Origin of the sequence: Maribacter taeanensis, from assembly GCF_047345145.1 — a bacterium.
In the GTDB taxonomy this organism is placed as follows: Bacteria; Bacteroidota; Bacteroidia; order Flavobacteriales; family Flavobacteriaceae; genus Maribacter_C.
Genome location: NZ_JBLFER010000002.1, coordinates 823,199 through 843,305 on the forward strand (window position 1 = coordinate 823,199; position 20,107 = coordinate 843,305).

At 36.8% G+C, this 20,107-nt stretch carries 22 protein-coding genes; 5 read left to right on the forward strand and 17 right to left on the reverse strand.

The window, feature by feature from the left end; all coding sequences use genetic code 11:
* Positions 1–8: 8 nt before the first annotated feature.
* Complete coding sequence (locus ACKWCD_RS09505) at positions 9–2,477, reverse strand: ligase-associated DNA damage response DEXH box helicase (protein WP_413983708.1); 2,469 nt, start codon at positions 2,475–2,477, stop codon at positions 9–11.
* Between the two features lie 238 nt (positions 2,478–2,715).
* On the opposite strand from ACKWCD_RS09505, the gene ACKWCD_RS09510 reads away from it, so the two are divergent.
* The gene (locus ACKWCD_RS09510; RefSeq protein WP_413983709.1) at positions 2,716–3,147 is read left to right on the forward strand and encodes a tellurite resistance TerB family protein; all 432 of its coding nucleotides are present in this window, start codon (positions 2,716–2,718) and stop codon (positions 3,145–3,147) included.
* Between the two features lie 46 nt (positions 3,148–3,193).
* Here ACKWCD_RS09510 and fbp read toward each other — a convergent pair whose 3' ends face one another.
* Positions 3,194–4,201: a class 1 fructose-bisphosphatase gene (gene fbp / locus ACKWCD_RS09515; RefSeq protein WP_413983710.1), complete on the reverse strand. Its 1,008-nt coding sequence runs from the start codon at positions 4,199–4,201 to the stop codon at positions 3,194–3,196.
* A 112-nt stretch (positions 4,202–4,313) separates the two neighbouring features.
* Here fbp and ACKWCD_RS09520 point away from each other — a divergent pair, with 112 nt between their 5' ends.
* From ACKWCD_RS09520 to ACKWCD_RS09535, 4 genes are all read left to right on the forward strand, one after another.
* Entirely contained in the window at positions 4,314–4,793 is a 480-nt protein-coding gene (locus ACKWCD_RS09520; protein WP_413983711.1) for a GNAT family N-acetyltransferase, read from the forward strand.
* A 111-nt stretch (positions 4,794–4,904) separates the two neighbouring features.
* Complete coding sequence (locus ACKWCD_RS09525) at positions 4,905–6,155, forward strand: aspartate kinase (protein ID WP_413983712.1); 1,251 nt, start codon at positions 4,905–4,907, stop codon at positions 6,153–6,155.
* Positions 6,156–6,266: 111 nt separating this feature from the next.
* Entirely contained in the window at positions 6,267–8,081 is a 1,815-nt protein-coding gene (locus ACKWCD_RS09530) for a GNAT family N-acyltransferase (RefSeq protein ID WP_413983713.1), read from the forward strand.
* A gap of 36 nt (positions 8,082–8,117) precedes the next feature.
* A complete protein-coding gene (locus tag ACKWCD_RS09535; protein WP_413983714.1) occupies positions 8,118–9,149 on the forward strand; it encodes a carboxypeptidase-like regulatory domain-containing protein in 1,032 nt (343 codons plus the stop codon).
* A gap of 6 nt (positions 9,150–9,155) precedes the next feature.
* Here ACKWCD_RS09535 and ACKWCD_RS09540 read toward each other — a convergent pair whose 3' ends face one another.
* The 15 genes from ACKWCD_RS09540 to rsmA form a co-directional block, all read right to left on the reverse strand.
* A complete protein-coding gene (locus ACKWCD_RS09540; protein ID WP_413983715.1) occupies positions 9,156–9,767 on the reverse strand; it encodes an arsenate-mycothiol transferase ArsC in 612 nt (203 codons plus the stop codon).
* Positions 9,768–9,781: 14 nt separating this feature from the next.
* The gene (locus ACKWCD_RS09545) at positions 9,782–10,282 is read right to left on the reverse strand and encodes a GNAT family N-acetyltransferase (RefSeq protein ID WP_413983716.1); all 501 of its coding nucleotides are present in this window, start codon (positions 10,280–10,282) and stop codon (positions 9,782–9,784) included.
* Position 10,283: 1 nt separating this feature from the next.
* Positions 10,284–10,856, reverse strand: a complete 573-nt coding sequence (locus ACKWCD_RS09550) for a hypothetical protein (protein WP_413983717.1) — start codon at positions 10,854–10,856, stop codon at positions 10,284–10,286.
* A 15-nt stretch (positions 10,857–10,871) separates the two neighbouring features.
* Positions 10,872–11,360, reverse strand: coding sequence for a DUF6428 family protein (locus ACKWCD_RS09555; protein ID WP_413983718.1), 489 nt, complete (start codon positions 11,358–11,360; stop codon positions 10,872–10,874).
* Between the two features lie 9 nt (positions 11,361–11,369).
* Positions 11,370–11,693 (reverse strand): ArsR/SmtB family transcription factor, encoded by a 324-nt coding sequence (locus ACKWCD_RS09560; protein ID WP_413983719.1) that lies wholly within the window; start codon positions 11,691–11,693, stop codon positions 11,370–11,372.
* Positions 11,694–11,775: 82 nt separating this feature from the next.
* The gene (locus tag ACKWCD_RS09565) at positions 11,776–12,243 is read right to left on the reverse strand and encodes an NINE protein (RefSeq protein WP_413983720.1); all 468 of its coding nucleotides are present in this window, start codon (positions 12,241–12,243) and stop codon (positions 11,776–11,778) included.
* Between the two features lie 55 nt (positions 12,244–12,298).
* Positions 12,299–12,682, reverse strand: coding sequence for a VOC family protein (locus ACKWCD_RS09570; protein ID WP_413983721.1), 384 nt, complete (start codon positions 12,680–12,682; stop codon positions 12,299–12,301).
* A gap of 65 nt (positions 12,683–12,747) precedes the next feature.
* A complete protein-coding gene (locus ACKWCD_RS09575) occupies positions 12,748–13,206 on the reverse strand; it encodes a DUF1801 domain-containing protein (protein ID WP_413983722.1) in 459 nt (152 codons plus the stop codon).
* 4 nt (positions 13,207–13,210) lie between these two features.
* A complete protein-coding gene (locus ACKWCD_RS09580; protein ID WP_413983723.1) occupies positions 13,211–13,672 on the reverse strand; it encodes a DUF4199 domain-containing protein in 462 nt (153 codons plus the stop codon).
* Between the two features lie 105 nt (positions 13,673–13,777).
* Entirely contained in the window at positions 13,778–14,188 is a 411-nt protein-coding gene (locus tag ACKWCD_RS09585; RefSeq protein WP_413983724.1) for a response regulator transcription factor, read from the reverse strand.
* 9 nt (positions 14,189–14,197) lie between these two features.
* Positions 14,198–15,139, reverse strand: coding sequence for a 2-hydroxyacid dehydrogenase (locus ACKWCD_RS09590; protein ID WP_413983725.1), 942 nt, complete (start codon positions 15,137–15,139; stop codon positions 14,198–14,200).
* Between the two features lie 10 nt (positions 15,140–15,149).
* Positions 15,150–15,515, reverse strand: a complete 366-nt coding sequence (locus ACKWCD_RS09595; protein WP_413983726.1) for a cupin domain-containing protein — start codon at positions 15,513–15,515, stop codon at positions 15,150–15,152.
* 31 nt (positions 15,516–15,546) lie between these two features.
* The gene (locus ACKWCD_RS09600) at positions 15,547–17,766 is read right to left on the reverse strand and encodes a S41 family peptidase (RefSeq protein ID WP_413983727.1); all 2,220 of its coding nucleotides are present in this window, start codon (positions 17,764–17,766) and stop codon (positions 15,547–15,549) included.
* A gap of 135 nt (positions 17,767–17,901) precedes the next feature.
* Complete coding sequence (mgtE, locus tag ACKWCD_RS09605) at positions 17,902–19,257, reverse strand: magnesium transporter (RefSeq protein ID WP_413983728.1); 1,356 nt, start codon at positions 19,255–19,257, stop codon at positions 17,902–17,904.
* Entirely contained in the window at positions 19,244–20,107 is an 864-nt protein-coding gene (gene rsmA, locus ACKWCD_RS09610) for a 16S rRNA (adenine(1518)-N(6)/adenine(1519)-N(6))-dimethyltransferase RsmA (protein ID WP_413983729.1), read from the reverse strand. The genes mgtE and rsmA overlap by 14 nt, the downstream gene beginning before the upstream one ends.

Below are 20,107 nucleotides of genomic sequence, written 5' to 3' on the forward strand. Positions count from 1 at the left end.
AAAAGTACTTATTTCTTTGTCAAAATCGCGGCCATTCTTTTGATACGGTCGGCTAGTTTTTCACTTGAAAGTTTTTCACGGCTCATGCGGTCGGTAATTAGTGGAAAAGAAAAAGGAGTAGGTTTTGAACAAGATTTCCACACGATTTCTTGAGTAGCGATACGCTCCAAAGAGATTCGCAAACGACCCTCTTCAAGCTGATGTTCGAAAGTTTCCGTAAAGGCCTGTTGATACAATAGATTGTCATCTTCATAATCGCGAAATACATCAAAAAGCAGTTGTGAACCACTTTGCAGGTGTTTCATTTTAATGCCTTTGTTCGGGTAACCCGTAAAGACCATTCCGCTGATAACAGCTATATCACGGAATTTTCGTCGTGCCATCTCGGTAGAATTCAAACTCTTTTGCAAGTCATCAAGCATATATTCAGTGGTGAACAAATCATTGTCAATCACTTGTTGTATGTCTATTTTCTTATCGGAAAGGAGTTCAAATCCGTAGTCGTTAAAGGCCAAAGAAAAAGTGATAGGTGATAGCAGACTGATACGATAGCCTAGTAAACTTCCCATCGCCTCATGCACAAATCTTCCTTCAAAAGGATAAAACAAATGATGATAGCCATCGCGGGTTTTAAAGGTTTCGATGAGAAATTCATCGGGTCTTGGTACAATACTTTCAAATCTTTGCTGATTGAACATTGGCAACAAAGACTTTATTTCTTTCGACTGCTCCTTTTTATCTAAGCTCACCGTGTATAATTCATTACGTAGGAGTTCTGACATCTGTGCCGAAAGGGTCATTCGACCTCCGCCCCAAGCTGGGACTTTATTGGTTTTTTTATTTGAGTTGCGCACATGAACCTGCATTTCCTTTATTCGGATGAATTCCAAATTTCTTCCTGCGAAAGTAAATACATCGCCCATGTTTAATTTTGAAACGAAGTACTCTTCAATAGTACCGATATAACCGCCTTTTTGATAGCGGACGGTTAGGTTGGCGTCGCCAACAATCGTTCCGATTTGAAAACGATGTCGCATAGCCACCCCACGATTATTGACCTTGAATTTACCATCTTCTTCAACCTCCACTTTTTTGTATTCGTCATATGATTGTAGGCTTTGGCTTCCCATGACCAAGAAGTTTAACAACCATCGCCATTGGTCTTCGGATACGGCTTGATAGCAGAAGGTTTGTTTGATTTCTTGATAGATTTCATCGGGGTAAAATCCATCAGAAATCGCTAAAGTGGTCAAATATTGTAGCAAAACATCGTAGCTGTTTAAGTAGGGCATTCGGTCTTCTACGGCTCTTTGTTTTACCGCTTGTTGTAGAGCTGATGCTTCGACGAGTTCAATCGCGTGAGTGGGAAGAAAATAAATCACACTTTCTTTTCCAGGCCGGTGACCACTTCTACCAGCGCGTTGTAAGAAGCGGGCAATTCCCTTTGGGCCACCAATTTGTACTACAGTTTCGACGGGTGCAAAATCGACTCCCAAATCCAAACTTGATGTACAGACAACAGCTTTCAAACTTTCATTTCGAATGGCATTTTCAACCCAAACGCGGGTGTCTTTATTAATGCTTCCGTGATGCATGGCAATTTCGCCGGCATATTCAGGATGTTTTTCCAATATTTTTTGAAACCAGATTTCACATTGACTTCGGGTATTGGTAAAAAGTAATGTGGTTTTACTTGCATTGATAATTGGAACCACTTCTTCCAACAATCGAATACCCAAATGTCCCCGCCAAGGAAAAGTTTCCATCTCCTTGGGAATGATACTTTTTACTGTGATTTTCTTTTTGAGGTTTGCCTTTATCATCACCGAATTGTTCAAAGCCTCAGATGTTGGCCCTAGCAAAACTTCTCTTGCCTGCTCAAGATTTCCTATGGTAGCGGAGATACCCCAAATACGGAGATTTTTCGAAATGTTGCGGACACGTGAAAGTCCCAATTCCATTTGAACGCCTCTTTTGCTTCCTAGAAGTTCGTGCCATTCATCTACAACAATCGCAGTACAGTCTTTAAAGATTTTGTCATATCCTTTGGTGGCCAAAAGCAATTGTAGACTTTCTGGAGTGGTAATTAGCAAATCGGGCATTTGCTTTTTCTGCTGCGCACGTTCTTTGGTAGTAGTGTCGCCTGTGCGAATACCAACAGTCATTTGCGTTCCTAAATCAGCGGTAACGCGTTCTGCAGATTGTTTGATTTCTTGGGATAAAGCGCGAAGGGGAGTTATCCAAATTGCTTTTAATCCTTTTTTGTGTTTGGTCTTATAGTCAGAATTGTTTTTAATATAATTAAGAACAATAGGAAACCATAAGGCATAGGTTTTTCCGCTTCCGGTTGGAGCATTTAGTAGTCCGTGTTTGCCTTGTAGAAATGCTTTCCAGGTTTGTTTTTGGAATGGAAAAGGTTTCCAGCCTTGTGTATGAAACCAAGAACCTGCAATTTCGTAAAGTTGGTCTCTTGTCATTTCAATGTAACCGCAAATATTCGTTTAGGAAGCCATTTTTTTATGGTCGAGTGAAGTTACAAATTTGCTCGATAATCGAGATTTAAGTTTTGAGAGGTTTGATGCTAGATATATGGATGATTTCAACACGAAAACTTAGGGGTTTTTATTGATGGAGTTTATCGTCAAAACAAAGTTGCTGGGAATATAAATTATCCCCCTGAAAAAAATTATATTTGCCACGTTAAAAATTAGAAATATGTCGATTGCAGATTTTTTTGATAGTGGATTTCGAAAAAGAAATCAAGACCATTTTGCGGCTATTGTTCGTGTAGCCATGAGTGACGGTGTAATAACTGAAGACGAGCAAGCTTTTTTGGATCGCTTGGCACGAAAACTAGATATTTCTGACAGTGATTATAAAGAGATATTAAAAGACTACATGAGCCATCCGGTGAATCCGCCAAGTAGTTATGACCGTAGATTAGAGCGTTTGTATGATTTGGCACGTATGGTATATGCTGATGATGAACTGGGTGAGCGTCAAACCACTATGCTGGAACGTTTGTGTGTGGGACTTGGATTTTCAACTGCGAATGTAAACTACGTGGTTGACAAGGCATTGAAACTAGTTCATGCAGGTGTTGATGAGGATAATTTTATCGATGAGATAAAAAACATGAACCGTTAAGGATTAAAATACATTGAATAAAAAAAGGGAGCAATTGCTCCCTTTTTTATTGATATTTTTCCAAAAACTCTTGAAGCTTTTCGACCATTTTTTTACTTCCACAGAAAAAAGGAACACGTTGATGTAATTCTGTTGGTTGAATATCCATTATACGTGATTTCCCGCCAATAGCCACTCCATTGGCCTGTTCTGCAATAAAGGCCATAGGATTACATTCATACAATAAGCGAAGCTTACCTTCTTGAGTTACACTGCTTTTTGGGTACATGTAAATACCACCTTTTATCATATTTCTGTGAAAGTCTGATACCAAAGAACCTATATAACGTGAAGTATACGGTCGGTCTTCTTCCTCTTGCTGACAATATTTGATGTAATCTTTTACACCTTGATGAAAATGCACATAATTACCTTCGTTTACAGAGTAAATACGCCCCATTTCAGGGAATTGCATATTCGGATGCGAAAGATAAAAAGTTCCAATGGCTGGGTTTAATGTAAATCCGTTCACGCCATCACCAGTAGTATATACAAGCATAGTTGAAGTTCCGTAGACGACATAGCCTGCGGCAACTTGTTGATTTCCGGGTTGTAAGAAGTCTTCTAAAGTCACAGGAGTTCCTACAGGAGTAATTCTTCTGTAAATCGAAAAAATAGTTCCTACAGATACGTTTACATCAATATTCGATGAACCATCTAAGGGGTCTATTAAGACCACGTACTTATTTTGATGCTGCTCATCATTACTATTAATGCTTATAAAATCATCCTCTTCTTCAGAGGCAATTCCGCAAACAATCTCTCTATTTTTTAGGGTCTGAATAAACTTCTCATTCGCAAGAACATCTAATTTTTGCTGATCTTCACCTTGAATATTAGTATCGCCTGCAGCACCTAAAATGTCAATTAGACCTGCTTTGTTAACCTCGTGGTTGACCACTTTTGCAGCAAGTCGAATTGCATTTATAAGTTTAGATAATTCACCTGAAGAATATTGAAACGAATCTTGGTTTTCGATAATAAATTCCCCTAAAGTTGTATTTCTTTTGGTCATAGTAGTCTACTGTGAATTTGAGCACAAATATCGTCTATTTTGTTATGCTACAAGGTTTTCGTTAAATATTCTATTTTTAAATTTATAACTTTGTGTTTTATTTGTAACAACAATGAATTATAGAATTCGTAAGGCTAGAACGGAAGACATGGGCCAGGTATTGCAACTGATTCAAGAATTAGCTTCTTTTGAAAAAGAGACCGATGCTGTTGAGATATCGATTGACGATTTAGTCAGTGATGGTTTCGGAGAAGAGAAATTATTTCAATGCTTCGTGGCTGATACAGATGAAGGAATAGGCGGTATGGCTTTGGTCTATCCTAGGTATTCTACTTGGAAAGGACCTGTACTTCATTTAGAAGACCTAATAGTCACAGAAAAAATGCGTGGCTCAGGGTTGGGTAGTGCACTTTTAACAGAGGTTGTTAAATACGGTAATGACTTAGGGGTGAAGCGAATTAGTTGGGAAGTTATTGATTGGAATGAGCCGGCCATCACTTTTTATGAAAAAAAAGGTGCTCGGGTAATGCGTGATTGGGATGTTGTTCAATTGGATGAAAAAGGAATGAAGGATTTTTTAGAAAAAAATTGAAGAAGGAAGTCTTTTCATAACAAATAGAAATAGTAAAATAAGAATAAGGATTTTCGCCTTTACTGAAATAAGTTCAGCACAAACGCGGGAATGACAATAAATAACCTTTTGATGAGAGTATTCAAATTTGGAGGAGCTTCGGTTAAAGATGCTGATGGAGTTAAAAATGTGGTTAAGGTCTTACAAGAAGTAGGTCACGATAATACATTGGTGGTGGTCTCAGCAATGGGAAAAACTACCAATGCCATGGAGGCTATTGTCAATGCCTATTTTGAGGATAAGAGCTCGGTAAAGACGGAGATTCAAGATGTGATAAAGTATCACAATGATATTTTAGCTGCTCTTTTTGTAAATGGTAAGCATCCGATTTTTAATAAAATAAAAATCCTTTTTGATGAAGTGCAGGGCTTTTTAGCCTGGAATAAATCACCTCATTACAATTTTGTTTATGATCAGGTTGTCGGTTATGGTGAGTTGGTTTCTACAACAATTATAAGCGCATATTTGAATGAAGTAGGATTAAAAAATAACTGGTTAGATGTTCGTGAATTGATTAAGACAGATGATAGCTATCGAGACACCGTTGTTGATTGGAAACGCACCCAAGAAAATATATCTAAAATCGTAGATCAAAAAATCTTAAACATTACACAAGGCTTTTTAGGAAGTGATAATAACAACTTTACCACAACTCTGGGTAGAGAGGGGTCTGACTATTCGGCAGCTATTTTGGCGTATTGTCTGAATGCCACTTCGGTGACTATTTGGAAAGACGTTCCAGGAGTATTAAATGCAGATCCGAGGTACTTTAAAGACACCCAATTACTGAACAATATTTCATATCGCGAGGCTATTGAACTTGCTTTTTATGGGGCGTCGGTTATCCATCCAAAGACATTACAGCCACTTCAAGGAAAAGAAATTCCTTTGCATGTGAAGTCCTTTTTGAATCCGAAAAATAGAGGAACAACGGTTGGCAAAGGCGTTGGTATAGAACCTGAGGTGCCTTGTTTCATTGTAAAGAAGAGTCAGGTGCTGATGAAACTATCTTCATTAGATTTCTCATTTATTGTAGAAGATAGTATCAGCGAGCTTTTCAAAATGTTTCATGATTACAAGATGAAGGTCGATTTGATTCAAAATTCTGCCATTAGTTTTTCTGTCTGTGTCGATAACAAATTTGGCCGACTCGACGAACTTTTGAACAACCTAAAAAGTAGGTTTAAAGTTACTTATCAAGAAAATGTATCCTTATACACCATACGTCATTTTAATGCCGAAGCCATTGAATCTCTTTTGAATGGCTATGAAGTTCTTCTAGAGCAAAGGGGAAAAGAGACCGTACAATTTGTAATAAAATAATTTGTATACTATTGTGCAACTAGTTGAAAATTAGCTTGTCTTTGAAAGTGTTAAAATGCATCCCTAAATAAGGGATTTTCCTATATTTACTGTTACCTAAATTATGCATTAATGGGTTTAGTAACCGCTAAAGAATTGGCCAAAGCCATCAATCTAGATAAGTATGGTTTTTTCGGCACCTTTATAAGTTGGTTTTTGATGAAGGTTACTAGAATATCAAGCATCAACCGATATTACGACAGTATAAAACATTTAGATGCGAAGGAGTATGCCGATGCTATTCTTAAACACTACGAAATTGACTTCGAGATTCCTGAAGAAGATTTTAAACGATTACCCAAAGAGGGCGCTTATATAACGATATCAAATCATCCGTTAGGTGCGATAGACGGAATACTTCTCTTCAAATTATTGCTTGCCCAAAGGTCAGATTATAAAATAATGGCAAATTTTCTCTTACAAAGAATGGTGCCTATCGAACCCTATATTATTCCCGTAAATCCGTTTGAAGATAGGAAGGATGTAAGAAGCAGTATTGCTGGTTTTAAAAGTGCACTACAACATTTGAAAGATGGTCATCCTTTGGGAATATTCCCTGCAGGGGAAGTTTCGACACATAAGGATGGAAAACTTTTGGTAGATAAACAATGGGAAGAAGCAGCTTTAAAACTAATTCGGAAAGCTGAAGTGCCAGTTGTACCCATTTATTTTCATGCTCGAAATAGTAAACTCTTTTATCGCTTGGCTAAAATCAGCGATATTTTTCGCACGGCGAAGATACCCTCTGAGGTCTACACACAGAGAAATCGACCAATTAAAGTTCGTATCGGGCAGCCTATTACTGTAAAAGCTCAACAAGAGCAAGGTAGCTTCGAAGATTTTGGCGATTTGCTTCGGAAGAAGACGTATATCTTAGCCAATGCCTATGAGAAGGAGCGTTTGATAGATCAAATACCTACAACCTTAAAGCTTCCAAAACAACCAAGAAAAATTGTCACTGCCGTACGTACTGAGGTGATTGAAGGTGAGATTGAAAAGTTGATAGAGAAGGATAGAAGAATGTTGCAGAGCAAGAACTATGAAGTCTATTTGGCTCCTGCTAATGAAATGCCTTTTATCTTAAAAGAGATTGGAAGACAACGTGAAATTACTTTTAGGGAAATTGGGGAAGGAACCAATAACTCTATAGATATTGATAAGTTCGATGCCTACTACCACCATATGTTTCTCTGGGATAGCGATGCAAAGGTAATTGCCGGCGCATACCGTATGGGATTAGGCGCTGAGATTTTTGCAAAATACGGTATAGATGGGTTTTACTTGCAGGATTTATTCCGTTTTGAACCTGAACTTTTCAGTATGATGCAACAGTCGATCGAGATGGGGCGAGCCTATATCATTAAAGAATATCAGCAAAAACCTATGCCATTGTTTTTACTCTGGAAGGGAATTGTACATACAACGCTGAGACATCCAGAGCACAAATATTTAATCGGAGGCGTGAGTATCAGTAATCAGTTTTCGAAATTTTCGAAATCCCTGATGATTGAGTTTATGAAGTCTCATTATTGGGACCCATATGTGGCACAATACATTCGTCCTAAAAAAGAATTTAAGGTAAAATTGAACGACGCTGACAAGGAATTCGTCTTTGACGAAACACAGGCAGATTTAAACAAGTTCGATAGATTAATCGATGAAGTAGAACCTGGAAATCTTCGTTTGCCCGTATTGATAAAAAAGTACATTAAACAGAATGCAAAAGTAATTGCCTTTAATGTTGACCCACTTTTCAATAACTCTGTGGACGGATTAATGTATATCAAAATAGCCGATCTTCCTGAAAGTACGGTAAAACCAGTTATGGAGGAATTTCAAGCGGAGCTAGAACGCAAGTTTACCGAGGCTAATCAAAGTGAATCTTAGGAATTACATATCTTTAAGATAAAACAAGTAATTCTCATGAAATCTTTTCTTTCCATCATATTTATACTATTTGTTCAGTTGCTTTTTTCTCAGGCAATCTCAGGAAATGTTTATGACGCTGAAACTGGTGATATTATTGAGGGTGCTACAGTTTATTTTGATGGAACTTCTATAGGAACGGTTACCAATGAACATGGCGATTTTTCAATTGACCCTAAATTTGACTCAAATGCTTATCTGGTAATTAGTCATATAGGTTACAAGGCAGTAACTATTCACTATCAAAAACTCGGTCAGAACCTTAGAATTGCCTTAGAAGAAGATTTTTTTGAAGTCCCAGAGGTTGTTCTTATATCTGACACTTTTAGTAGAAAACAAAAATTAGAAGTCTTCAGACTTGAATTTTTAGGAGAATCCAAAGGTGGATTAAACAGCAAGATATTGAATGAACACGCTTTGGATTTATACTTTAATATGAAGACGAATATTTTACTTGTTCATGCAAACGAACCTTTAGTGATAGTGAATGATTATCTAAAATATCGAATAAAAATTGATCTCGTTGATTTTCAGATTAGCTTTAGAACTCAAAGTCTTAAACGTATTGACAATGTACAGTCTACGGTTATCTATGGTCATACTTTTTTTACCGATGTAACTAACTCTTTAACTGAAAAGCAATTTATGAATCGCAGAAATTATGCGTATCGGGGATCAATACAACATTTTATGCGAACTATGTGGAATCAATCTTGGTTGAATGAATCCTATGAACTGAGGGAAAATTTGAAAAAGATTGATGTTGCTGATGCTCTCTCAATTTCTGCTGGAAACGATATTTTTACAAAGAGAGTTTTCTTTAAATTGAAGAAGTTCAAAATTACCTATAGAAAAGGTTTGTTCAAACACTGGTCTTCAGTAGAATTATTATCCGGAGAATCAATAAATATCGATAAGTACGGTAGTTATATGCCCTACCTTCAACTTAAATTTGCGGGGGAAATGGCAGATGACAGAATAGGAGACTTGCTACCATTAGATTTCGAAGAATACCTCATTGTTGATTGAAGTAATTTATCGAATGCTTTCTTTCATTACAAATAGCATTTCTGTCGCAATTTGAATGCTTCTTTCGTGATATTTTTCTTTTTGAAATGGTGTATTATCAAAAGCTTTTGGGTCTTCAAAAGTTATCGGAAAACGACCATCAGAACCTCCCACAAACGGACAACCTTTATCGGCTGACGAACAGGTCATAATAGCTGCAAAATTTGATTTTGGATTAAAATCATCATCAAAAGTTTTAGAAAAACCTATTACCGGATGAGCATCGTCAGCATATTTAATACTATAAACAGGATTCTTTTCTTTGGACAACTTTCGAATTTGAAACCCTATATTTTCTAAGGTCTCCACGGCGATGGGAAATAAGGCGGTTGCTTCGGTTCCTCCCGAATAACAATTGACATTTGTTATGCCCAAATGATAGGCCAGAGTTTGTGCCCAAACTTGCGATAAATGGCTCCTCCTCGAGTTGTGAGTACAAATAAAATTAAGTGCTATGGGTTCATTTTTAGAGATTTTTTCTCGGATGTACGCGATCAGCGGATTCAAAACCTTTTTTCTATCCTCAGAAATAGATGTTATTGATAGAGATGCAATTGCTTTTGCTATATTTTCAAACATGTGATTTTCTATATTTAAACACCAACTTTTTCACTTCTTCTTTCAAAGAGTAAATTGTCTTTCCACTCACCAGCTAACTTTCCAACTCTTTCGCGTTTACCGATATACCGAAATCCCATCCTTTTATGAAGTTCAATGCTGGCTTCATTTTCAGGAAAAATACCTGACTGTATAGTCCAAAGACCATCTTCTTCGCTTTCTTGAATCAAGGTTTGCATTAAAAGTTTACCAACACCTTTACCACGTGCCTTCGAGCCTACATAGACACTAACTTCTCCGATTCCTCCATAAACACATCTACTAGATACTGGTGATAGCGCCGCCCAGCCTAGAATTGTATCGCCTTCAACAGCGACAAGTCTACAGGCCCCCATATGAGCTGCATCCCAGGCTTCGTAGGTTGGTATGCCTGTTTCGAAAGTAGCCAAACCCGTGGCAATACCTTCCGCGTAAATTTTGGAAACCGCTTCCCAATCGGAGGCTTCCATTTTTCTGGTGTTTATATCTTTAGACATACTAGCAGCAAGTTACTTTTGAACGGTAATTTAACCAAATATTCTTCGGTGTTTTAAGCATTAGAATAAAATGCAAGAATGCCAAGATTACGGCTCCAGGAATTAGATTTATAGCCACAAATTGAAATAACGTATGCGCTTGCGATACTGCTATGGAATCTACAAAGAGTATAGCTCCTTCAGAGAAATCTAGTCGTAATGCCAAGACTAGAATAATTGCTGAAAAATGAAGGGCATTGGCAAAAAGATGAACAATGTATTCCCAAGTAGGTAATCCGCCCATAAAACTTCTGCTCTCCTTTTCGTGATAGGCATCTATCGCCAAAACCGCCATATCTAGAACAACCAGTGCGATGCCTGTTAGAAAAAGGGAAAAATTGGCCTCATTGATAAACAATAACCAAATGATGAGCGGGAATAATATGGCTCTAATGGTATGTGTTTTATGTTCAAATAAACTCTCTTCTCTATCGAAAAGGCGATATTTCCAGATATGGAGATAAAAACCGTCATAGGTGGCTAGTAGCATAAATAACACCAGACTTGTTGTTGCTAAATAGAATAAAATGTCCATCGACTTTGTTTTAGATTAACAGCACCCACTTCCTGGGGCGCAAGAATTATTTTCTTGAGTACTGACTTCTACAGTAACTCCACAAGTTTCTTTTGCCTTACAATCTGTTTGTAGAACACCTAACTTCATTATGATTCTATCTTCCGATAATTCAACATCATTTACAAAGAGTTGTGCCATATGAAAATTGGCGTTGCTGTATTCGAATTTTACTTCAACTTCTCTCTTCATAGGTTTTATGGTGTCAACTTTGTTGAGAATGCCCAAAGCTTTAAAAGCAGACATGGTACCTTCAGTATCTACTTCGGTAGGGTCTTCCCAAAGTTGAATGATGGTCTCTTTCCAGAAATCTGTTTTTGCACCACAATCAACGGAATCAACCGTAATATTTTTGATTTCTGTAATGTGATAGTTGGCTCTTACAAAGCTATTGGGTTTATATTCAAACAATAGTGTCTTTGCCGGATTGTCTTTCAACAGAGATAAAAATTCGTTTGTTTTCATAGGATGTTTTTAACAACAATTAAATTTAGTTTTATCAAAAAAGGAGTTTAAGAGGTCTTGTATTTCCTTCCATTTTTTTAGGTTGATGCAATAGCAGACTTTTTTTCCATCAATAGCGCCTTCTATCAAATCAATGCTTTTCAATTCTTTTAGATGTTGGGAAATTGTAGGTTGTGCAAGCCCGATTTCATCAACAATATCATTGCAAATACAAGCTTTCTGACCACTTATATATTGCAGAATAGCAATGCGAGCTGGGTTCGACAGTACTTTGAAAATAATGGCCAACTCATTTTGCCTACTATTGAATATTTGTGTTTTGGTAATTCCCATTACATATTTATATATTGCAATATTACGATGATAAATTGAATTAAAAAAGCCAAACTTCAAAAATTTGACTTTTCTTAGTTATTTAGAACCAAGGTTTTTGACCGGCCTGATACGTATTATAAAATTCCTCATCGGATTTTGTGAGATATATAATACCTTCAATTAAACCTACAATAGCTGTGGCCATTACGATAAAACTTCCGATTACAAAACACATCGTTGCATAACCAATTACGGTGGCTACTAAAAGAATTATTCCTTCTTTTTTATACCCTAATATGAATTTATGAACTCCTAGAGATCCCACAATAATTGCTAATACACCAGCTAACACTTTCTTATTCTCTCCTCCAGCTCCGCTAAAGGCCTCTTTCGCACTGTCTGCAAATTCATTTGCAGTTTTCTTGGCATCATCTGCAAAATCACTTGCTGCTTCTTTTGCATCATCGAACTTCTCACTGGCTTTTTCACCCAATTCACTTGCCTTTTCTTTTGCAGAGTCAAAGGCATCTTCAGCCTTGTCCCCCAAATCTTTATTTTCTTCTGACATCGTATTGTTTTTTTGGTTGTTATTATATGCGTTAAATGTAGCGAATATTTAAGTTTTAGAGAAACGCTTTGTCTATGGGTTCCCATAATTCCAGCTTGTTTCCTTCTGGGTCTAGAATCCATCCGAACTTGCCGTAGTCGTATTCTTCGATTTCACCTACAATGGTAACACCTTCTTTTTTCAAAACCTCCAATAGTTCAACTAGATTTTCAACTCTGAAATTCATCATGAATTGTTTCTGACTTGGCTCGAAATATTTGGTGTCTTCATTCATGGGGCTCCATTGTGTAGAACAATCATTACCATCTTTGTCTTTCCACCAGAAGGTCCAGCCGTAGTTGTCCGTTGGAATTCCTAATCGTTCTTTGTACCATTTTTTGATTCCGTCGGGGTCTTTGGTCTTAAAGAAGAATCCTCCTAAACCGGTTACTCTTTTCATAAATAATGTTTTATTATCTCTCCCGAGAAGTCGGGAATCTGTTTATTTTAAAACGTAAATTACTTTTACTTCGTTTTAACATTCTTCTCATAAAGCGCAATCCATTCATCAACCGTCATCTTTGTGCAAAGCTCCTCGATTAATTCATAAGGAATTGTTTCCATTTTTTTAAATCGAATACAGCTCTTTCCCATATCTAATTTTGTTTTTACATACTTTGGATATTCTTTAACAAACCAGTCATGGAGTTTTGGGTAAGCATAAATTCCGGAATGATACAATGCTACAAAATTCTTTTGCGAAGCAATATTTATAAAGGGTAATGGAAGCTTGGTGTCGCAATGGTACCCATCAGGATATATGGAGTGCGGCACAACCCAGCCCAACATACCATAACTCATTTGCTCTTGAAAACCTTTAGGAAGGTTTTTTGAAATGATTGCCCTTAGTTTAGAAACAGCAAATTGCCGTTCTTCAGGAAGCTGTTTAATGTATTCTTCTGGTGAATTTGCTTTGTAATTCATGAAATTAGTTTTTACGTTGAAGAATCAATGCTGAAATTAATGAAATAATAAATCCGATAATAAGTACAGTGGCAAACATTACGAAAGCCATAAAGCCACTTCCCCAGTCTGGAATTTCTTCTGTATGTCCTTGTTCACGCATCATAGCAATATACTCATTAAAGAAATCGGGATTGATAGCAGTAGTGTAGATATAATCTGCAAGGGCGATTCCGCTGGCAGTAAAAGCCGAAATCAATAGTCCAATTAAAAGGCCTTTGGACAATGACAATTGACCTTTGTTTTCATTATCCCTAAAATGTTTTATGCCAAAGAAAACGAAAACTAAAGAGACAACCATTGTTAGATAGCCCACAACTTCTTGCGTAGAAAAGTCCATGCCTTTTCCAAAATAAAGTCCTGATAGAAAAAGAACTATGGAAAGAAGAAATCCATAGAAACCGAATTTGATAATTGTGTTTTTCATGATACTAGTGTTTATTATTAGGTAGAACAAAAGTAAAATTGAAGTGGTTGTTGAGACTCATACTAAAGTACTAAAATGCTAATACTTTAGTACTTATGGGCTAAATTATATAATACGAAGTTTTTTCGCTATTTGAACGGCCTGTGTTCTGCGTTTGGCATCTAACTTAACCAGAATATTAGATACATGCGTTTTTATAGTGCTTTCAGATAAAAACAACTTATCGCCAATTTCTCTATTTGATAAGCCTAAGGAGATTTCTTTCAAAACTTCATATTCTCTTTTGCTTAAGTCTAATTCATCAACTTTAGCAATATCAAGTTCTTCAGTATCAATCGCCGCTTTGTGAAGACTCTTTTTGTTTAGAACTATGCCAATTACAAAAAATATGACGGCTATTACTGCCATTATAATTTCTATTTTTAAATCGCCACTAACAAGTGTGTATTTACTTATTTGAAATAACAATAGCAAGGCTAGAATTAGTAGTCCGAAAGTGATAACGGTTTTTTTCACCTTTTAAAGTTAACAAAACTTTGTTTTGATTTTATTCACTACGGTTTGGGCCAGTTTGATTTTGCTTTCTACCGTCCAACCGGCAACATGAGGTGATAAAATTATATTGTCTGCTTTTATCAAATATTGGAAGGCTTCAGGCATTTGACCGTCAACAAACATATTTTCAAACGACGACTTTTCATATTCTAAAACATCCAAACCAGCCCCTAGTATCTTTCCTGAATTTAGCGCTGATACTAAATCTTCAGTAACTACACACTTGCCACGGGCGGTATTTATTAACCAAATGGACTTTTGAAAAGCGTCTATGAATTCGGTATTTACCATGCTGATGGTTGATTCGGTTTGTGGTAAGTGAAGACTTAAAATATCGGCTCTTTGTTGCAACTCTAGAATACCTACTTGGCGCGCATTTTCATCACCAACACCACCTTGAATATCATAACAAATGACTTCGGAAACATCAAAGCCTTTCAATTTTTTAGCAAAAGCTTTGCCCATATTTCCGTAACCGATAACACCAACGACTTTGCCTTCTAATTCTAGTCCTCGGTTGCCTTCGCGTTCCCATTTTCCTGACCGAACTTCTCTATCGGCTGTATGTAGTTTGTTGAAAAGTGCGAGTAGCATTCCGAGGGCGTGTTCGCCAACAGCATTTCTGTTTCCTTCTGGGGCAGCAGCCAAGAATATTCCGTTTGCCCTCGCATAGTCGGTGTCAATATTTTCTAAGCCGGCTCCTAGTCTTCCTATGAATTTAAGATTAGTCGCTTTTTCAAGAAAGGCTGTATCCAAAGAAAAACGACTACGGATGATTATACCATCATAGACATGTATTTTGTGCATCACCTCTTCTTTCGATGAGGTATAGTCTTCTTCATTCTGAAACCCAAGGGCTTCAAATTGTTCAATAATTAAAGGATGATTGATATCTAAGTGTAGGATTTTCATAAAAAAGAATTTAGATTTTAGGATAGTGGTTCTGTGTCATTTCATGTTCAACATCACCCGTATGCGCCGTATTTAATTTTTCGAAAAGTAATAATTGTACCTCTTCACCATCTTTCGTAGAGGGGCAATGTTCAACACCTTTCGGGACTACAATAAGCTCACCTTCATGCACCACTTCTGTTCGGTCACGAAACTTCATATAAAGCGTTCCCTTTAAAACTTGAAAAAGTTCATCTTCATTTTCGTGAGTGTGCCAAACGAATTCTCCCTGAACTTTGGCTAGAATGACCTGCATATCATCAACGACCGCTATTTGATGGGGGTGCCATTGTTTGGTAAAAAGGGAATGTTTTTCTTTTAGGTTTATAGGTTTCATACGAAAGAAGTTTTGAAACCACTAATGTATGTTATTCTTTAAGAATGAGTTCAATAGCTTTTTCTAAAACTTCATCCTTACCTGCTCTAACTCCCTTTATTGTTGGTTTGATCTCAATGTCAGGAACGATTCCAACTCTTTGCGTTTCTGTGCCATCTGGGTAGTATACCCCTATTCCTGAGATCATTGTACTTATTCCTCCCGGTAGAGGAATACCAGAAACATTACCATCGGCGCCAGCTGTAGTGCTACCAATAATAGTAACGTTGTCACCTGCTCGAAAAGCCATTGCGGTATATTCTGCTTGACTTTGCGAAAGCTCATTCACTAATACAATTACTTTACCATCAAAGTTTTTTCCCTTTTGAGGAATAGATAGGTTCTTACCAAAACTAAACTCCCCCGGGAAGTCCCCATTTACTACAGTGAATTTAACGAACGGCACAAATTTGCTCGTAAAAAATGAGCCTAAAGCAAATGGTACAAATTCAGAAGGGTAATTTCTTATATCTACCACTATACCTTTAAGATTTTGAAAATCCTCTTTTATTTGCTCTACATCGTCGTAATTAATGGTTTGTAATGTTACATAACCAACATTATCATTTAATAATTTATAGCTTTTTGTATCTTTTGATTCAGGATACCATCTATAGATACTTAAGTCTGCTCTAGGATATAACGTAATTTCTTTTTGCTGTATGCCGTTATCGTTTTTGAAGGTCAACTTACACTTTTCATCATTTGAACGAAGCATGTCTGCGGCAATATCTCTTAGTTGAGTGGGGTAATTTGAAGCTGGATAAAAGGGCAGCTTTTCCTTCACAATTTGGTCAACATCCTGACCGTTAATTTTTAAAATCACGTCACCAACTTCTAAACCTGTTGTCTCTTTTAATTCAGGATTATAGTAGTCAACCACAACCAACTGATTTTCAATAAAACGCAAATGAACTGGCGCAAAATTATCGCCTCTAGATTCAGAAATAGCATTATTACCATTCCAAAGATTTGCGTGGGTATCTTGAATTCTACCTATCAGTTGTAATGTTGCAATTTCATACTCTAGTTCATCTTTCGCTTCTATTAATCTAGGTAAAAAATCTTTTAAAGTCTCATTCCATTCTTTGTCCATTAGATGTTTGTACGGAAAGTAATATTGAATGATGTTCCAATAGCGGTATAAAGTTAAAAGTCTGAAACCAGCGTCAGGATATGGCATTTCTCGATAAGCATTTTCATTAGAGAATTTTGGGTTTCCAATGTTTTTGACTAAAGAAATATGGTATCCCTTTCCTTGATGTCGATTTTTCTGTATAAACAATAATTTTTTCTCTAATTCTTCAGAGAGCTTTGAATCTGAAATCCAGTTTAAGTTTGATACTTTAAAGGCATTTTTGTCGAATGGTTTGCACTTTTTACATTCTTTAACAGTGCCGTATTTGTTAATCCAGTCCGATAAAATCTCATCTCTTTCAATATTGTTCTTTACCGCTAGGTAGCTAGGTAAAAAACGAAATAACTCATAATCCCAATTGTAATCACCTGTAGCCAAATTGGGATGGAAGTACTTTAAAAAACCCCAAATTTTACAAAGTAATGCTAGATTTTCAAGTTTTGGTTCATTCAATTTAGGAAAGACAACCTTAGAACCATTATCAAAAATGGTATCTCGCTGCGCTTTCGATAATTCCTTTATTTCTTCTTTTAAAGTCTGTATATCCTTGCCGTCTACGAATACTGAAAAATCATCAAACCATGCTTCTCCACTGCCTGATAGAATACCAGCTACATAAATATCAGTAGTGTTTTCAGGAAAAGGTAAAGTGATGCTATACTTTTTCCAATCTATGCTGCCTTTAATCCCTTTATTCATCATATTATCAAATTGAAGAACACCACCATCTCCATCTAACCTCAATAACAAACCAGCTACTCCTTTAGTAACGTTTTCGATTTTCATATACCCTTCAAGACGAATTTCTTTCCCTTTGTAGTTCGCAGGTATTTTAAAGGCAATACTACCGAACGAACTACCAGATTTATCGGCAATAATTTTTCCTGAATAGTTACCTGAAAAGATCGTTAAAGAATCTTTTTGAAGTTGATAATTGCCCCATTTGTGCCAACCTTTCGGTAGTTTCGAATCAGCGATTGTTTCTTCAAAGTCGAGGTTAAATTTCTTTTGTGTGGTTTGTCCAAAGAACAGCATTGGGCAAAGCAGAAGTAGTAGGAAAGTAATTTTTTGCATATGAAAATGGTTAGATTAGTTTCCCTAAAGCTAAGGTGCTTTTTAAATGATGGGTGTTAAGAAAGTTATAAGATGTGTTAAAAATCGCCCAAAATCAACATACGAACTAGAAAAGACGATTTGTGATTTTTGTTTTTAAATTCCCAAAACAATCTTGGCAATCCAGAAATAAATCAAAATTCCAAATATATCATTACTTGTGGTGATAAATGGCCCTGTTGCAATAGCCGGGTCGATACCTCTTTTGTCTAAGAAAAGAGGAGTAAATGTGCCTATAAAACCTGCTACTATAATTACGGCTATCAAAGATATTGAAATGGCAAGCGCAGTCAAGAAATCACCTTTCCAAAACCAGGTAAAGAGGAGTAATATAGCTGCAAGTATTAATCCATTTAGAAGCGCTAAGAGCATTTCTTTAATCAGTCTGTTCCCTACGCTTCCCTTTAAATCATCATTTGCCAAACCTTGAACGATGATAGCACTTGACTGTACGCCAACATTACCAGCCATCGCGGCAATTAAAGGTGTGAAGTAAAATAAAATGGCGTGTTTGGAAATCATTTCTTCAAAACCTCCCATTATTGCAGCGGCACCTAGTCCACCGAAGAGCCCTAGTATTAGCCAAGGAAGACGGGCGCGAGTTAATTCCCAAATACTATCATCTGCTTCTACATCTTGCGAGATACCGGCGGCTAATTGATAATCTTTCTCTGCTTCTTCCTTAATAACATCAACGATATCATCGATGGTAATTCTTCCCACCAAACGTCCAATTTCATCAACTACGGGAATTGCTTCCAAATCATATTTAGACATGATTTTCGCTACTTCTTCTGGTTTTTCATTGACGTTGACAGAATCAACTTTTTTTGCGATGTAAACATCACGAATGGGAACCGTTGTTGAAGTCGTTAGTAAATCTTTCAATGAGAGTCTTCCAATGAGTTTATCTTCATCGTCTACTACATAAATGGAATGCACACGAGTTACGTTTTCAGCCTGAGCCCGCATTTCTTTTACACAGGTTAGTACATTCCAAGTTTCTCTAACCTTCACCAATTCCTTCGCCATTAGACCGCCAGCGGAATCTTCATCATAACGCAGAAGATCAACAATGTCTTTGGCATGCTCCTTATCCTCAATTTCAGAGATAACATCTTGAACAATTTCCTGTGGAAGTTCACCAACAATATCTGCAGCATCATCAGTATCTAGTTCTTCTAATTCTTCGGCAATTTCCTTTACAGAAAGATTGTTTAAAATAGCCTCTCGAATATCTTCATCTAACTCTGTAAGTACGTCAGACGTTTTGTCGCTATCTAATAACTTTATAAGGTAGGTGGCCTCATCTGATTTTAGTTCGTTGATGATCTCGGCAACATCAGCATAATGCACCTCTTCCAAAAGTGTTTCCAAGGTGGAATTTTTTTGGGTTTCAATAAGCTGTTGGATCTCAGCTAATAGCTCATCTGTGAGTTTAAAGGGTATCATCTGCTATCTTCTTCGTCAACGCTATAAAATCGGCAACTGCCATTTGTTCTGGGCGTCGGTCAAATATAGCATCTTCTTTGAGAATATCAGAAAGGGCAAAGATTTTTAAACTGTTACGAAGTGTCTTTCTACGATGATTAAATGCTGATTTTACTACTTTGAAGAATAGCTTTTCATCACAATCAAGCTTAAAATTTGTTTTTCTGGTAAGGCGTAAAACTCCAGACTGTACTTTAGGTGGCGGATCAAATACCTCTGGATGCACCGTAAATAAATACTCTGCATTATAAAAGGCTTGCACGAGTACTGAAAGAATTCCGTAGGTTTTATTGCCTTCTTTTTCGCAGATTCGAGCAGCTACTTCCTTTTGGAACATTCCTGTGAATTCAGGAATCTGTTCCTTCATCTCCAACATCTTAAAAACTATCTGAGTGGAAATATTATAGGGAAAGTTCCCGGTTACTGCGAACTGCTCGGTTCCGAAGAACTGTGACAGATCATATTTCAGAAAATCTGCTTCGATAACTTTGAAAGAGCCATCGCCCTCTAAAACCTTGGGATGTTCTAATAGAAAGCTATGATTGAGGTGGACTATGGATTCTGAATCCAAGTCCATCGCAACTAAGTCAATATCGTTTTGCAAAAGATATTTTGTGAGAACACCCGTTCCTGGACCAATTTCAATAACATTTTTATACCCGTTAAAAGAAAGAGTTTCAGCAATTTGCTGAGCAATAGTTTCATCCTTTAAAAAGTGTTGTCCTAAATGTTTCTTAGCCTTAACGGGACTATCATCTCGATCCTTTTTGTCTTTCCATTTCTGAAAGGATTTCTTCTTGTTTTTACCCAT